This window comes from Salipiger pentaromativorans (genome assembly GCF_024721115.1).
Taxonomy (GTDB): Bacteria; Pseudomonadota; Alphaproteobacteria; order Rhodobacterales; family Rhodobacteraceae; genus Salipiger; species Salipiger pentaromativorans.
On record NZ_JAMDHK010000016.1, the window covers coordinates 182,931 to 196,658 of the forward strand.

At 65.1% G+C, this 13,728-nt stretch carries 13 protein-coding genes; 7 read left to right on the forward strand and 6 right to left on the reverse strand.

Features of this window, described 5'->3' with window-relative positions:
• Positions 1-124 precede the first annotated feature (124 nt).
• Together glnA and M4578_RS20755 are read right to left on the reverse strand one after the other, a co-directional pair.
• Positions 125-1,531, reverse strand: a complete 1,407-nt coding sequence (gene glnA / locus M4578_RS20750; RefSeq protein ID WP_258095136.1) for a type I glutamate--ammonia ligase — start codon at positions 1,529-1,531, stop codon at positions 125-127.
• 61 nt (positions 1,532-1,592) lie between these two features.
• A complete protein-coding gene (locus tag M4578_RS20755) occupies positions 1,593-1,931 on the reverse strand; it encodes a P-II family nitrogen regulator (RefSeq protein ID WP_076703943.1) in 339 nt (112 codons plus the stop codon).
• Positions 1,932-2,104: 173 nt separating this feature from the next.
• Here M4578_RS20755 and M4578_RS20760 point away from each other — a divergent pair, with 173 nt between their 5' ends.
• Positions 2,105-3,712, forward strand: coding sequence for an NAD(P)H-hydrate dehydratase (locus M4578_RS20760; RefSeq protein ID WP_258095137.1), 1,608 nt, complete (start codon positions 2,105-2,107; stop codon positions 3,710-3,712).
• 181 nt (positions 3,713-3,893) lie between these two features.
• Here the strand turns inward: M4578_RS20760 and M4578_RS20765 are convergent, their stop codons facing one another.
• The 3 genes from M4578_RS20765 to M4578_RS20775 form a co-directional block, all read right to left on the reverse strand.
• Positions 3,894-5,321 carry a TRAP transporter large permease gene (locus M4578_RS20765; RefSeq protein ID WP_258095138.1) on the reverse strand — a complete coding sequence of 476 codons (1,428 nt, stop codon included), beginning with the start codon at positions 5,319-5,321 and terminating at the stop codon, positions 3,894-3,896.
• A 1-nt stretch (position 5,322) separates the two neighbouring features.
• Positions 5,323-6,120: a TRAP transporter small permease subunit gene (locus M4578_RS20770; protein WP_258095139.1), complete on the reverse strand. Its 798-nt coding sequence runs from the start codon at positions 6,118-6,120 to the stop codon at positions 5,323-5,325.
• Positions 6,121-6,196: 76 nt separating this feature from the next.
• Positions 6,197-7,258, reverse strand: a complete 1,062-nt coding sequence (locus M4578_RS20775; protein ID WP_258095140.1) for a TRAP transporter substrate-binding protein — start codon at positions 7,256-7,258, stop codon at positions 6,197-6,199.
• Positions 7,259-7,487: 229 nt separating this feature from the next.
• Between M4578_RS20775 and M4578_RS20780 the strand changes: the two genes are divergently transcribed.
• Positions 7,488-7,982 carry a DUF2867 domain-containing protein gene (locus M4578_RS20780; protein WP_258095141.1) on the forward strand — a complete coding sequence of 165 codons (495 nt, stop codon included), beginning with the start codon at positions 7,488-7,490 and terminating at the stop codon, positions 7,980-7,982.
• Here M4578_RS20780 and M4578_RS20785 read toward each other — a convergent pair.
• Complete coding sequence (locus tag M4578_RS20785; RefSeq protein WP_258095142.1) at positions 7,979-8,713, reverse strand: FadR/GntR family transcriptional regulator; 735 nt, start codon at positions 8,711-8,713, stop codon at positions 7,979-7,981. The genes M4578_RS20780 and M4578_RS20785 overlap by 4 nt on opposite strands.
• A 90-nt stretch (positions 8,714-8,803) precedes the next feature.
• Here M4578_RS20785 and M4578_RS20790 point away from each other — a divergent pair, with 90 nt between their 5' ends.
• The 5 genes from M4578_RS20790 (at position 8,804) to M4578_RS20810 (ending at position 13,670) form a co-directional block, all read left to right on the forward strand.
• The gene (locus M4578_RS20790; protein ID WP_258095143.1) at positions 8,804-9,319 is read left to right on the forward strand and encodes a DinB family protein; all 516 of its coding nucleotides are present in this window, start codon (positions 8,804-8,806) and stop codon (positions 9,317-9,319) included.
• A 69-nt stretch (positions 9,320-9,388) separates the two neighbouring features.
• Entirely contained in the window at positions 9,389-10,381 is a 993-nt protein-coding gene (gene acuI, locus M4578_RS20795) for an acryloyl-CoA reductase (protein WP_258095144.1), read from the forward strand.
• A gap of 286 nt (positions 10,382-10,667) precedes the next feature.
• Positions 10,668-11,081: a universal stress protein gene (locus tag M4578_RS20800; RefSeq protein WP_258095145.1), complete on the forward strand. Its 414-nt coding sequence runs from the start codon at positions 10,668-10,670 to the stop codon at positions 11,079-11,081.
• 42 nt (positions 11,082-11,123) lie between these two features.
• A complete protein-coding gene (locus tag M4578_RS20805; RefSeq protein ID WP_258095146.1) occupies positions 11,124-12,767 on the forward strand; it encodes a BCCT family transporter in 1,644 nt (547 codons plus the stop codon).
• A 366-nt stretch (positions 12,768-13,133) separates the two neighbouring features.
• Positions 13,134-13,670, forward strand: coding sequence for a RelA/SpoT domain-containing protein (locus tag M4578_RS20810; RefSeq protein WP_258095147.1), 537 nt, complete (start codon positions 13,134-13,136; stop codon positions 13,668-13,670).
• The last annotated feature ends 58 nt before the right edge of the window (positions 13,671-13,728 follow it).

The following is a 13,728-nucleotide window of genomic DNA, read 5'->3' on the forward strand; positions in this document are numbered from 1 at the left end:
ACCGCGGCATGGCACCCGGACGGATCGGCAGAGGCGCCGGGGCCGGAGGGCGGGGTCGGGGCGCGCGAAAAGAAGAAAGGGCGCCCCGCGGGGCGCCCTTTCGGTTTCGTCCGGAACCGGCGGCTCAGCAGCTGTAGTACAGCTTGAACTCGACCGGGTGCGGGGTCATTTCGTAGGCTTCCAGCTCTTCCATCTTCAGGTCGATATAGCCTTCGATCTGGTCTTTGGTGAACACGTCACCGGCCAGCAGGAAGTCCATATCGGCCTTGAGCTCTTCCAGAGCCTCACGCAGCGAGCCGCAGACGGTGGGGATGCCTTCCAGCTCCTCCGGCGGCAGGTCGTAGAGGTTCTTGTCCATGGCTTCGCCCGGGTCGATCTTGTTCTTGATGCCGTCGAGGCCGGCCATCAGGAGCGCCGCGAAGCACAGGTAGGGGTTCGACGAGGGGTCGGGGAAGCGGGCTTCCACACGCTTGGCCTTCGGCGATTCCGCCCACGGGATCCGGACGCAGCCCGAGCGGTTGCGGGCCGAGTAGGCGCGCAGAACGGGGGCTTCGTAGCCCGGGACCAGACGCTTGTAGGAGTTGGTCGAGGGGTTGGTGAAGGCGTTCAGCGCCTTGGCGTGCTTGAGCAGGCCGCCGATGAAATACAGCGCTTCCTGGCTCAGATCGGCGTATTTGTCGCCGGCAAAGAGCGGCTTGCCGTCTTTCCAGATCGACATGTTGACATGCATGCCGGTGCCGTTGTCGCCGGCGATCGGCTTCGGCATGAAGGTCGCCGATTTGCCGTAGGCCTGCGCCACGTTATGGATGATGTACTTGTACTTCTGAAGCTCGTCGGCCTGTTTGGTGACGGTGCCGAAGATCAGGCCCAGCTCGTGCTGGCAGGACGCCACTTCGTGGTGGTGCTTGTCGACCTTCATGCCGATGCGCTTCATGGTCGAGAGCATCTCGGAGCGCAGGTCCTGCGCATCGTCGATCGGGTTGACCGGGAAGTAGCCGCCCTTGACGCCCGGACGGTGGCCGGTGTTGCCCATCTCGTAGTCGGTGTCGGTGTTCCATGCGGCGTCGAGCGCGTCGACCTCGTAGGAGACCTTGTTCATCGCGACCTGGAATTTCACGTCGTCGAACAGGAAGAATTCCGCTTCCGGACCCATATAGGCGGTGTCGCCGATGCCCGAGGAGATCAGATAGGCTTCGGCTTTCTGCGCGGTGCCGCGCGGGTCGCGCTCATAGGGTTCGCCGGTGTCGGGCTCGACCACCGAGCAGTGGATGCAGAGGGTTTTCTCGGCATAGAACGGGTCGATGTAGACGCTGTCCACGTCGGGCATCAGTTTCATGTCGGAGGCTTCGATCGACTTCCAGCCGGCGATGGAGGAACCGTCGAACATGAAGCCTTCTTCGAGGAAGTCCTCGTCGACCTCGTCGGCGATGACCGTTACGTGCTGGAGCTTGCCGCGCGGATCGGTGAAGCGGATGTCGACATAGGCGACCTCCTCGCTCTTCATCAATTCGAGAACGTCCTTGATGCTCATTCCCTTCTTCCCTTTCTGTGACTTGCTACTTTTTGGGTCCGGATTGGTTGGGTGCGGCCGCTCAGAGCGCGTCCGAGCCGGATTCGCCGGTGCGGATCCGGATGGCCTGTTCCACGGGGCTCACGAAGATCTTGCCGTCGCCGATCTTGTCGGTCTTGGCGGCAGAAATGATCGCCTCGATGGCGGCGTCGACCTGATCGTCGTCCAGCACCACCTCGATTTTCACCTTGGGCAGGAAATCGACCACATATTCCGCGCCGCGATACAGCTCGGTGTGGCCTTTCTGACGGCCAAAGCCCTTCACTTCGAGGACCGAAAGACCCTGGATGCCCGCATCCTGAAGGGCTTCCTTCACTTCGTCGAGCTTGAACGGCTTGATGATCGCCTCGACCTTTTTCATGGTCCCTGTCTCCTCGTAATCCCGTGTCGGACCCTGCCAGATCACTTCTGTTCGGCTGCCACAATCGGATAGGCTGCCGGGGCAGGGGGCGTATAGAGGGATTCCTAATCTCCGCATAAATTTTATGCAATGCGCCATTTCAATGGGCGAAATGAAAACAGGAGGGACGGGGCATGGCAGAGCTTCTCACGGCGGCTCAGATGCGGGCGGTCGAGGCGGCGGCCATCACCTCGGGCGAGGTCAGCGGCCTGGAGCTGATGGAGCGCGCGGGGGCGGGGGTGGTTTCGGCGATTGTTCAGGAATGGCCGGAACTTGGCGCTGCGCCGCAGCGTGCGGTGGTGCTGTGCGGGCCGGGCAACAACGGCGGCGACGGCTTTGTCGTGGCGCGGCTTCTGGCCGGGCGCGGCTGGGAGGTGGAGGTCTTTCTTTATGGCGATGCCGGGCGGCTTCCGCCCGACGCGCGCCGCAATTACGACCGCTGGTGCACCATCGGCTCCGTCGCGCCGCTCGAGCCCGATCTGGAGCCCTCGACCTGTGGCGCGGCGCTGGTGGTGGACGCGCTCTTCGGCACCGGTCTCACCCGGCCGATCCGGGGGCTGGGGCTGACGCTGCTGGATCTGGCCGAGCAGCGCGGGCAGGGCGCGGCGATGGCACCGGGGGAGCGTCCGGACTGGACGCCGCTGATCGTTGCCGTCGATCTGCCGAGCGGGCTTTGCAGCGACAGCGGCCGGGTGCTGCGGGATGCGGCGTTCGTCGGGCTGCCCAAGCGGCTCGAGGCGGCGTCGGCGCGGGCGGATCTGACGGTGAGCTTTCACGCCCGCAAGCTGGGCCATGTGCTGGCCGAGGGGCCGGAGGTCTGCGGCAAGGTGGTGGTGGTGCCCATCGGGCTCGACGCCCGGCGGGCGCGGGCGCCGCGCCGGGAGCGCGCGGAAGAGGTGACCGGCCCGGCCTTCCTTGGCAAGCAGGGGGCGGGCCACAAATACAGCCATGGCCATGCGCTGGTGCTGAGCGGCGGGTTCGCCCGCACCGGCGCGGCGCGGCTTGCGGCGCGGGCGGCGCTGCGCATCGGCGCCGGGCTGGTGACGCTCGGCGCGCCGGGCGCGGCGCAGATGGAGGTGGCGGCGCAGATCACCGCGCTGATGCTGCGTCGGGTGGAGGAGGCCGAGGATCTCGCGGCGCTGCTCGAGGATGCGCGGTACAACGCGCTTTGCCTGGGGCCGGGGCTGGGGTTGGAGAGGGCGCGCGATCTGGTGCCGGTGGCGCTGGAGGCGGGGCGGGCGGTGCTGCTCGATGCCGATGCGCTTTCGGGGTTTTCCGATGCGCCCGACGAGCTTTTCGCCATGCTGCACGAGGGCTGCGTGCTGACGCCTCACGATGGCGAATTTGCGCGGCTCTTTCCCGATCTCGCGGAGCGGCTTGCGGCGCTGCCGGACACGGGCCCGGCGTTTTCCCGCGCCGATGCGGCGCGGGAGGCCGCGCGGCGCGCCGGCTGCGTGCTGCTGCTCAAGGGGCCGGATACGGTGATCGCCGCGCCGGACGGGCGCTGTTCTGTACATGCGGCGGTGGGCGCGCGCGCCGCGCCCTGGCTCGCGACGGCGGGGGCGGGCGACGTGCTGGCGGGGCTGATCTCGGGGCTGATGGCGCGCGGGTTTTCGCCCTTCCAGGCGGCCTGTTCCGGCGCCTGGCTGCATGTGGAGGCCGCGCGCCGCTTCGGACCGGGGCTCATCGCCGAGGATCTGCCCGAGGCGCTGCCGGGGGTGCTGCGCGGGCTCGGAGTGTGAGGAGATGGGGCGGTGGGCAGATTGCCCACCCTACGAGTTGCGCACAGGCCGCGCCGTCGCCCTCCTGAACGGGCCGGCGATGGCGCGTCTCGCGGCATTTGCGGGCTGCGGCCTTATCCCGCGCCGGGACATTGTGCCGCCGTAGGGTGGGCAATCTGCCCACCGCCCCGGAGCGCCTCGCTCAATCCCCGTAGGCAGCCGAGGGCAGCCAGGTCGTCAGCGCCGGGAATTCGAACACGATGAAGAGCCCCAGAAGCTGAAGCAGCACGAAGGGGATGATGCCCTTGTAGATATGCGACAGCGACACGCCCGGCGGGCAGACCCCCTTGAGGTAGAAGAGCGCAAACCCCACCGGCGGTGTCAGGAACGAGGTCTGCAACGTCACCGCCACCAGAATGGCGAACCACACCACCTGCGGGTCGCGCACCTGGCCGAAGCCGGGCACCGCCAGTTCCAGCCCCTGAATGATCGGCAGCATCAGCGGCATGATGATGATGGTGATCTCGATCCAGTCGAGCAGGAAGCCCAGGCAGAAGACGATGAACAGGATGAAACTCACCGTCAGATAGGGGTTGTCGAAGGCCGACAGCACCAGCGTCTGCACGATCTCGTCGCCGCCGTAGCGCCGCAGCACATAAGCGAAGAAATTCGCCGCCAGAAAGATCCCGACGATGTAACCGGCGGTGTTCAGCGTCGAGCGCGCCACCTCGCGCGCCACCTTCCAGTTCAGCTTTTTCGCGAACAGCGCCAGCAGCGTGGCCCCCAGCGCGCCCAGCCCCGAGGCCTCGGTCGGGGTGGCGAGCCCCACGAAGATCGAGCCCAGCACCAGCAGGATCAGGAACATCGGCGGCACCACCGCCACCAGCACCTCGCGCAGCTCCGCCCAGCCGACACCTTCGGCGCGCTCTGGCGCCGGCATCGCGTCGGGAGAGATGACCCCGTAGATCACGATGAAGACGATGTAGAGCGCCCCCAGGATCAGCCCCGGAAACAGCGCCCCCATAAAGAGATCGCCGAGCGAGATGGCGAGCTGGTCGGACATGATCACCAGCATGATCGAGGGCGGGATGAGAATGCCCAGCGTGCCGGCGCTGGCGATGGTGCCGGTGGCGATGGGCTTGGAATAGTTCTGCGCCATCATCGCGGGCAGCGCCATCACGCCCAGCAGCGTGACCGAGGCGCCGATCACGCCGGTGGAGGCGGCAAGGATGATGCCGATCAGCAGCACGGTCAGCGACAGCCCGCCGCGCAGGCTTCCGAAGAGCTTTTGCATCGCGTGCATCATGCGCTGCGCCACGCCGGACTGATCCAGCATCAGCCCCATATAGATGAACATCGGCAGCGCCACGAGCACCGGGTTCTTGATCGTATTGCCGAAGATCCGGCCCGAGAGCGCCTGCAATTTGCGGTAGTCGATGCCGGTGCGGTCGAACGCGATGATGCCCTTGAAGACATTGCGATAGGGGTCGAGCGCGATCTCGGCCACCAGCACGAAGATCAGGCTGACGCCGACCAGCGCGAAGGCCACCGGCACGCCCCGGAACAGCAGCCAGATGAAGGTGGCGAACATCGCCGCGACGGCGATCTCGTTGACCGTGAGCCACTCCATGTCAGGCCTCCTTGCGGGCGAAAAGCCGCGCGATCACGATGGCGGCGACGGTCAGGACAAGCGCGGCCAGTACCGTCCAGCGCATCTCCTGCTGGCCGAATTCCCAGACGCCGAAGATCGGCAGGCGCCCGACGTCGCGGCTGGTCATTTCGGGATCCCGGGTCGCGTAGAGCAGGCTGAAACAGCTATAGTAGAAGATGAGGTTGATCGCGTAAGCGACGGAAGGGAAGGCGAAAAACATCTGCTTCCAAAGCGCGGGCCGGGTCAGTTTCCCCAGCAGCCGCACATAGGCCGACCAGACGGCGACCGCGATGAAGACGAAGCTCACGTTCATGAAACTCTTCAGCAGCCAGAGATTGTGCAGCCCGTTGGGGCTGTCCGATCCCTCGTCGGCGCGGATCGAGGTCAGCGCGTAATCCAGCGTCACGTCCCAGCACAGGATGATGAAGGGCAGGAACAGCCAGGCGAGGCCGAAGATGTCGGTGACGATGCGTTTCCGCTTCTCGAAATTGTCATAGAAGATGTCGACCCGCACATGGCTGTTGGTGGTGACCGCATAGCCGATCCCCATCAGCACGGCGGCGCCGTAAAGCCACCATTGCAGATCGTCGAGCCAGGCCTGGTTGTGCCCGGCCTGCCGCAGCACGACCTGCGCGCAGATCGCCAGCATCAGGATCGGGAACAGCCAAGCGGCCAGGTTCGCGACCCGGATGACGGCCCGGTCGCCGCAGTTCTGTTCGGCCCGCCCGATCTCTCCCGGATCGGAAATCGCGGCCACGACCTCTTGATGCTCGGCCATCGCGCCTGCCTCCCTCGCGCAAGTCGGAAAACCGGGGCGGATGCGCCGCCCCGGTCCGGTTCAGGATCGGTGTGGCTTACTGCCCGGCAACCGAGAGATAGGGGCGCGGCAGGTAGATGTTGTTGCCCCAGAGCTTGTAGCCCTCACGGAACTCCTGAAGATCGCCCCAGACCTCGGCGAAGAACGCGTCTTCGGCGGCCAGCTCGTCGGCGACCTCCAGCCAGGCGCGTTCGAAGGCCTGAAGCTGCTCTTCGTTCCAGTTCTTGATCTGCACGCCGTGTTCCTCGACGTTTTCCTTCATCGCCGGGAAGTTCTTGGCCTCACCCTCGGCGAAGTTGTCGGCGAGGTTGGCCATGCAGGCGATGTTGATCTGGTTCTGGGCGGTCTCGTCGAGGCTTTCCCACTTGTCCTTGTTGATCAGCAGCTCGAACATGGTCGAGGGCTGGTGCCAGCCGGGGAAGTAGTTGTATTTCGCGATGTTGTAGAAGCCGAGATTGGCGTCCACCAGCGGCATGGAGAACTCGGTGGCGTCGATGGCGCCGCGCTCCAGCGCCGGGAAGATGTCGCCGCCCGCGAGCAGCGAGGTGGAGACGCCCAGCTTGGCCATGACCTCGGCACCGAGGCCGAAGAAGCGCATGTTGAGCCCCTTGAGATCGTCCATGGAGGTGATCTCTTTCTTGAACCAGCCCGAGGTCTCGGGGGCGTACATGCCGCAGAGGATGACCTTCACGTTGTAGCCGTTGTCATCGTACATCTGCTGGAAATACTTCATGCCGTCGTCGTAGAGCATCCAGGCCAGCATCTCGCCCGGCTCGGGGCCGAAGGGCACGGCGGCGAAGAGGCCGGCGGCGTTCATCTTGCCCTGCCAGTAGCCCGAGGTCGAATAGGCTGCATCGACCGAGCCGTTCGAGGTGGCGTCGAGCATCTCCAGCGCGGGCACCAGCTCGCCGGGGTTGAAATGCTCGAATTCCACCTCGTTGGAGATCGAGTTGATCTTTTCGACGAAATTGACGGATGCGGTGCCGAGGATCGGCAGGTTGTTCGCATAGCCGCTGGTCATCTCGAAGAGTTCCTGCGCCGAGGCGGCGCCGGTCACGGCGAAAGAGGCGGCGAAAGCCGCCGCGAAAGTCGTTTTCATATTGATTTCCTCCCTGGTTCCACGCCCCCTCCCAAGGGCGCGCGACGGATCTTTGCCCGCCGGTGTTGGGACGCTAACGAAGCCCGCCCCAGCTGTGAATACCCAAAACTGCGTAAGAGAAAGTGACGTTGCTGCCGGGGAGGGACAGAATGGCCCATTCCGGTACCGACAGGGCCGGGGTAGCATCACCTTCGCGCGGCATGGGTCGCGTGTCACGGAAAGGCCCGTCATGATCCTGCCCCCCAACATCCACGTTCTGCGGGCGCCGGAAACGCTCGACTATTACCACGCGCAGACGGTGGTGCTGCCGGTCGGGATGTCGGCGCTGGAGCTGTGGAACCGGCTGATGACGCAGCCTCTGCCGCTGATGTCGCTGGCGTTCCGGCTGCGCGACGCGATCTCGGCGCGGTTCGGGGTGAGGAAGATCGGCGGGTTCTCGGGCCAGCGGGCCGACCAGGTCGCGGTGGGCGACAGGCTCGACTTCTTCCTGGTCGAGCATGTGGCGCCGGATGTGCTGGTGCTGACCGAGCGCGACCGCCATCTCGACGTGATGACCTGTCTCTCGACATCGGAAAACCGCGTGACGATCACCTCGTCGGTGGTGACGCATAATGCGTTCGGGCGCGCCTATATGCTGCCGGTGGGCATCGCGCATAAGCTGTTCGTCGGGGCCATGCTGCGGCGCCTGAAACGGAGCTTCGAGTCCGGTCAGCCTGCCGTCTAGCGCTGCTGCGCGGCACGGCGGGCCATGACGGCGCTGCCCAGCTCGCGCGTATAGCGTTCCAGCGCCGAGAGCGCGGCGTCGCAGGCGCGCGCGCTCTGCGTCTCGGCGGCGCCCGCGATGGCTTCGTGCAACTCGACGATGCGCGCGCGGTCGCGGGCGGTGAAGGTGATCATGTTCATCAGCGGCTGCATCGCCTCGACGGCGCCCGCAAGCTGGTAGGACAGCACCGGGTTGCCCGCAGCGTCCACCAGCGCGCGGTGAAACGCCACGTCGGAGGCGCAGAAATCCTCGTCCGACAGCGCTGGGTCCGATTGCCGCGCGATCTCGGCGCGCATCCGGTCGAGATGCGCCTCCTGCCGCCGGGCGCAGGCCAGCGGCGCGCAGGCGCGTTCCATGGCGAAGCGCGCCTCGCAGGCGGTTTCGAACCCAACGGCGTTCATCGACAGAAGCAGGGTCGAGGTGGTGATCTGCTGCGCCTGCGCCGCCTCGAAGGAGAGGTGGTTCACAAAGGCACCGCCGGTGGCGCCGCGCCGCGTGCGGATCAGCGATTGCGCCGCCAGCCGCTTCAACGCCTCGCGCACGGTGGGGCGCGAGACGCCGTATTGCTCGGCCAGCTCCGCCTCGGAGGGCAGCCGGTCGCCCACCAGCAACCGGCCCGTGACGATGGCGTCGCGCAGGGCGGCGGCGATTTCCGTGGAACGGTCGGGTCGGGGGGCACTTGCGGCGGGCATGGATCCCCGTTTAATTGTCTGACAATTGGAAGTCCAGCACCGAGTCGCCCGGTTACGGCGCGGTGCCCGAACCGATGGGAGCCGAGCGGCATGCTGAGCCCGGACTATGTGCTGACCATGGCGCGCTACAACGCCTGGCAGAACCGCCAGATGAAAGAGGCGCTCGAGGCGCTGCCCGAAGCCGAGCTGCGCGCCGAGCGGGGCGCGTTTTTCGGGTCGATCTTCGCCACGGTGAACCATCTGCTCTGGGGCGACCGGATCTGGATGGCGCGATTTGCCGGGTGGGAGGCGCCTGAGGGCGGTATCCCGCAAAGCGTGGAGATGGTGCCGACGCTTTCGGTCTGGAGCGCGGAACGGTTCCGGGTGGATTCGCGTATGATCCTCTGGGCCGAGGAGCTCAAGGCCGTGGATCTGCGTGGCGATCTGCGCTGGTTCTCGGGCGCCACCGGACGCGAGCAGGTCAAGCCGCTGGGGCTCTGCATCGCGCATATGTTCAACCATCAGACCCATCACCGTGGCCAGATCCACGCCATGGTGACGGCGGCGGGGGGAAAGGGCTGGGTCAGCGATCTGGCCTTCATGCCGGAGGAGGGGCCCTGGCTCTGAGCGGGTCCGAGTATTTGCCGGAAAGATGAAAGGCCAAGGGCAGTGCGCCGGGGCCGGGAGGAGGAAGAGATGTTCAAGGCTTTGGTGGTCGAAAAGGATGCCGAAAGCGGCAAGACCTCGGCAACGGTGAAGGAGATCGGGCTCGACGATCTGCCCGAGGGCGATGTCACGGTCGCGGTCGAATATTCCACACTGAATTACAAGGACGGGCTGTGTCTCGGGCCGGGCGGCGGGCTGGTGCGACGCTATCCGCATGTGCCGGGCATCGACTTTGCGGGCACCGTGGAAAGCTCGGAGGACGAGCGCTATTCGCCCGGCGACAAGGTGGTGCTGACCGGCTGGCGCGTGGGCGAGGTGCATTGGGGCGGCTATGCGCAGAAGGCGCGGGTCAAAGCCGACTGGCTGGTGCCGCTGCCCGACGGGATGGACACGCGCCAGGCGATGGCGGTGGGCACAGCGGGCTTTACCGCCATGCTGGCGGTCATGGCGCTGGAGGATCACGGGCTGGCGCCGGGCAAGGGGCCGGTGCTGGTCACGGGCGCTGCGGGCGGCGTCGGTTCGGTCGCCACCGCGATCCTGGCGCATCTGGGCTATGAGGTGGCGGCGGTCACCGGGCGGCCGGAGCAGGAAGCCTATCTGCGCGATCTCGGCGCCGCCCGGATCGTGCCGCGCGAGGATCTGGCCGAGCCGGTGAAACGGCCGCTGGAAAGCGAAAACTGGGCGGGCTGCGTCGATGCGGTGGGCGGGCCGATGCTTGCGCGGGTGCTGGGCCAGATGGCCTATGGCGGCTCGGTTGCGGCGGTGGGGCTGGCGGGCGGCGCGCAGCTGCCCGCGACGGTCATTCCCTTCCTGCTGCGCGGCGTGAACCTGCTGGGCATCGACAGCGTCATGCAGCCCTTCGACAACCGTCTGCGCGCCTGGCGCCGCATCGCGCGGGATCTGCCGATGGAAAAGCTCGAGGCGATGATCCGGCCCGCCACGCTGGCCGATCTGCCCGCGCTTGGGGCGGATATTCTCAAGGGCCAGGTCAAGGGCCGTGTGGTCGTCGATGTGAACGGCTGAACCGCGACGCGGTCCAAAAGCGACGCATTTTGCCATGAATGCGTCGCAACCCCATGGCTTGATTTGCGTTTTCCGGCGCGGCTTATGTCGTTTTCAGACGATACTTCGCCGCGACGGTTTGCGTCTCGGGGCTGTTTCGCGTTAGGCTTGTGTTGCGCGATGCCCCTTGGCGGCGCCGCGCGGCAGACAGGGCGAAGGCCCGGGTTACGCGCGGGCCTGCCCCGTGCAGGCCTTTGCCTGACAAGAATGCCGGGACAGCCCGGCGGGACAGGAAAAGGAGGGACCCTTGTTCGAACGCATCATGGTGCCGGTCGATCTTGGCCACGCGGAGAAGCTCGAGAAAGCTCTGCTCTGCGCGGCGGACCTGGCGGCGCATTACGGCGCAACGGCGGTTTATGTGGGGGTGACCACGGAACAGCCCTCGTCGCTGGCGCGCACGCCGGCGGAATATGCACAGAAGCTCGCGGCTTTTGCCGAGGATCAGGCCAAGCTGCGGGGCATCGCCACCGAGTCCAAGGCCTATGCCAGCCACGACCCGGCGGTCGATCTCGACCCCACGCTGCTGAAGGCGGTGGGCGAAACCCGGGCCGATCTGGTGGTGATGGCGAGCCATATCCCCAATATCGCCGATCATCTCTGGCCGTCGAACGGCGGCAGCATTGCGACGCATACCGATGTGTCGGTTCTTCTGGTGCGCTGAGCCGCTCCGACGACGGAAACCAACAACAGGGAGGTTCGTGCCATGAGCGACACGAGCGACGACCAGGGTATTCCCGCGCCGGAGGGCACGGCGGATATCATCGACACCGATTACACCATCGGTCAGGACAATATCGAAACGCAGATCGGCCCCTTCGGCCTCGACATCCACAACCCGGTCTTTCTGGTCTCGGGGCTGTCGATCATCGCCTTCGTCTTCTATGCGCTGGCGCTGCCCGAGCAGGCGAGCGGCTTTTTCGGCTGGCTGCGCCCGGCGCTGACCTCGACCTTCGACTGGTTCTTTCTCGGCGCGGCCAATATCTTTGTGCTGTTCTGCCTCGCGCTGATCGTCTTGCCGGTGGGCAATGTGCGGCTGGGCGGCGCCGAGGCGACGCCGGATTACAGCTATGTGGGCTGGTTCGCGATGCTCTTCGCCGCCGGCATGGGCATCGGGCTGATGTTCTTCGGCGTGCTGGAGCCGGTCTATCACATGGCCATTTCCGAGCCGCTGGGCGTGCCTTCGCCCATCGCGGAGGACGGCACGATCATTGCGGCCAATGTCGATGCGGCGCGCGAGATGGGGCTTGCCGCGACGATCTATCACTGGGGGCTGCACCCCTGGGCGATCTATGCGGTGGTGGCGCTGGCGCTGGCCTTGTTCAGCTATAACAAGGGCCTGCCTCTGACCATCCGCTCGGCCTTCTACCCGATCTTCGGCGAGCGCGTCTGGGGCTGGGTCGGCCATGTCATCGACATTCTGGCGGTCTTTGCCACGCTCTTCGGTCTCGCCACCTCGCTGGGCTTCGGGGCGCAGCAGGCCAATGCCGGGCTGGAACATGTGTTCGGCATTCCGGTGAGCACCTCGGTGCAGGTCATCCTGATCACCGGCATCACCGCGATTGCGCTGGTCTCGGTGCTGCGCGGGCTCGACGGCGGGGTCAAGGTGCTGTCCGAGATCAATATGCTGATCGCGGCGGCGCTGCTTCTGTTCGTGCTGTTTGCCGCCGGGGCCGCGGCGATCATGACCGAGTTCTTCGACGGGTTCGTGGCCTATGTGAAGGACATCGTGCCGCTGTCGAACCCGTTCGGGCGCGAGGACACCGGCTATATGCAGGGCTGGACGGCGTTCTACTGGGCCTGGTGGATCTCCTGGTCGCCCTTCGTCGGCATGTTCATCGCCCGCGTGTCGCGCGGCCGCACGGTGCGCGAATTCGTGGTCTGCGTGCTGCTGATCCCGTCGCTGGTCTGCATCCTCTGGATGGCGACCTTCGGCGGCGCGGCGATCGAGCAGGTGCTGGCCGATCCCGCGGGCAGCGCGGTCAAGGCGCAGGTGATCGACAGCTACAACCCGCCGATCTCGCTCTTTGCGATGCTGGAGGGGCTGCCGCTCTCGGGGCTGACCTCGGTCATCGCCATCGTGCTGGTGATCGTGTTCTTCGTGACCTCCTCGGACAGCGGCTCGCTGGTGATCGACACGATCACGGCGGGCGGCAAGGTGGATGCGCCGGTGCCGCAGCGGGTGTTCTGGTGCGTTTTCGAGGGCGCGGTGGCCATCGTGCTGCTTCTGGGCGGCGGGCTGGGCGCGTTGCAGGCCATGGTGATCTCGACCGGGCTGCCCTTCACGGTGGTGCTGTTGCTGATGTGCTGGGCGATCTGGCGCGGGCTTCTGGCCGAGCGCCGGGCGTGACACGGGTCAGCCGGGTTTGATCCAGCGGTGCGCGGGCCTTCGGGCCCGCGCGCTTTTTTTGTGGGGCAGGGGGGGAGAGGTGGCGTGTGTTATGAGGCCAAGCTACTTGGCCCGTGCCGAGCCTTCGCTGCAGATGCACTCGTCCGTTCCCAGCCCACAGCTTAGTCACGCCAGGTGCAGCGTAGCGCTGCACCCAGCCCGGAGCGAACCTCTATATAGCATGATACAAAGGTTTCCCCACAAATCCCATCGCCGTCGATCAAGCATATTCCTGTCGGGCCAGCACGGTAGTTCATAGAAATTCCGGTGACATGTATGCCTTTCACATGTAGGTTCGTATCAATAAGTGCCAATACTGGAAGAAGAATGTCGATCTGGTCTCCTCCACCCGAAAGCAAGTCCCAAGTCAAACGTGCAGGAAAGCGTATTGCGGATGGAGTGGGGACAACAGAAGATTTTGATCTTGTGGATCAGTGGCGTTCATCACACGGCTATGTCATTAATACGTTTCAGATTTGGTTGAAGCGGAAAATCGCAATCAAGCCATACAACGTGGAATTTGCGCAGCGTCTCAAGCGTAGAAACACTGTGATTGACAAGCTACAGCGAAAGAACGATGCGGGCGATCCGCTAATCGCAGACGTTTCAGCTATGCATGATTTCGCTGGATGCAGAATGATTTTTGAAAACCTCTCAGATCTTCATGACTTTAGGGATTATGTTAATTCGACGGCCGTGATGAAAAACGTCAAGCATGAACTGAGATACCCGCGCGAAAAGTACGACTATATTGAAAAACCCAAGTTCACTGGGTACCGCGGTATCCATGATGTATATCGCCACCTACCACGTGGCAGCAATCGGGCCGAAACTAAGGAAGGTCTGAAAAACCTCGCGCTCTGAGGGGTTTGGTATAGACTTTGCGGGACGAAGAAGGAAGCCCCATCATGCCCAAGCAGCC

What these genes read in the sequence shown, in the direction of transcription:
- M4578_RS20790 (WP_258095143.1), top strand. Translation starts at nt 8,804, where the DNA reads ATGCTGAGCCCGGACTATGTGCTGACCATGGCGCGCTACAACGCCTGG.
- M4578_RS20785 (WP_258095142.1), bottom strand. Translation starts at nt 8,713, where the DNA reads ATGCCCGCCGCAAGTGCCCCCCGACCCGACCGTTCCACGGAAATCGCC.
- M4578_RS20760 (WP_258095137.1), top strand. Translation starts at nt 2,105, where the DNA reads ATGGCAGAGCTTCTCACGGCGGCTCAGATGCGGGCGGTCGAGGCGGCG.
- glnA (WP_258095136.1), bottom strand. Translation starts at nt 1,531, where the DNA reads ATGAGCATCAAGGACGTTCTCGAATTGATGAAGAGCGAGGAGGTCGCC.
- M4578_RS20805 (WP_258095146.1), top strand. Translation starts at nt 11,124, where the DNA reads ATGAGCGACACGAGCGACGACCAGGGTATTCCCGCGCCGGAGGGCACG.
- M4578_RS20775 (WP_258095140.1), bottom strand. Translation starts at nt 7,258, where the DNA reads ATGAAAACGACTTTCGCGGCGGCTTTCGCCGCCTCTTTCGCCGTGACC.
- M4578_RS20810 (WP_258095147.1), top strand. Translation starts at nt 13,134, where the DNA reads ATGTCGATCTGGTCTCCTCCACCCGAAAGCAAGTCCCAAGTCAAACGT.
- M4578_RS20755 (WP_076703943.1), bottom strand. Translation starts at nt 1,931, where the DNA reads ATGAAAAAGGTCGAGGCGATCATCAAGCCGTTCAAGCTCGACGAAGTG.
- M4578_RS20770 (WP_258095139.1), bottom strand. Translation starts at nt 6,120, where the DNA reads ATGGCCGAGCATCAAGAGGTCGTGGCCGCGATTTCCGATCCGGGAGAG.
- acuI (WP_258095144.1), top strand. Translation starts at nt 9,389, where the DNA reads ATGTTCAAGGCTTTGGTGGTCGAAAAGGATGCCGAAAGCGGCAAGACC.
- M4578_RS20780 (WP_258095141.1), top strand. Translation starts at nt 7,488, where the DNA reads ATGATCCTGCCCCCCAACATCCACGTTCTGCGGGCGCCGGAAACGCTC.
- M4578_RS20765 (WP_258095138.1), bottom strand. Translation starts at nt 5,321, where the DNA reads ATGGAGTGGCTCACGGTCAACGAGATCGCCGTCGCGGCGATGTTCGCC.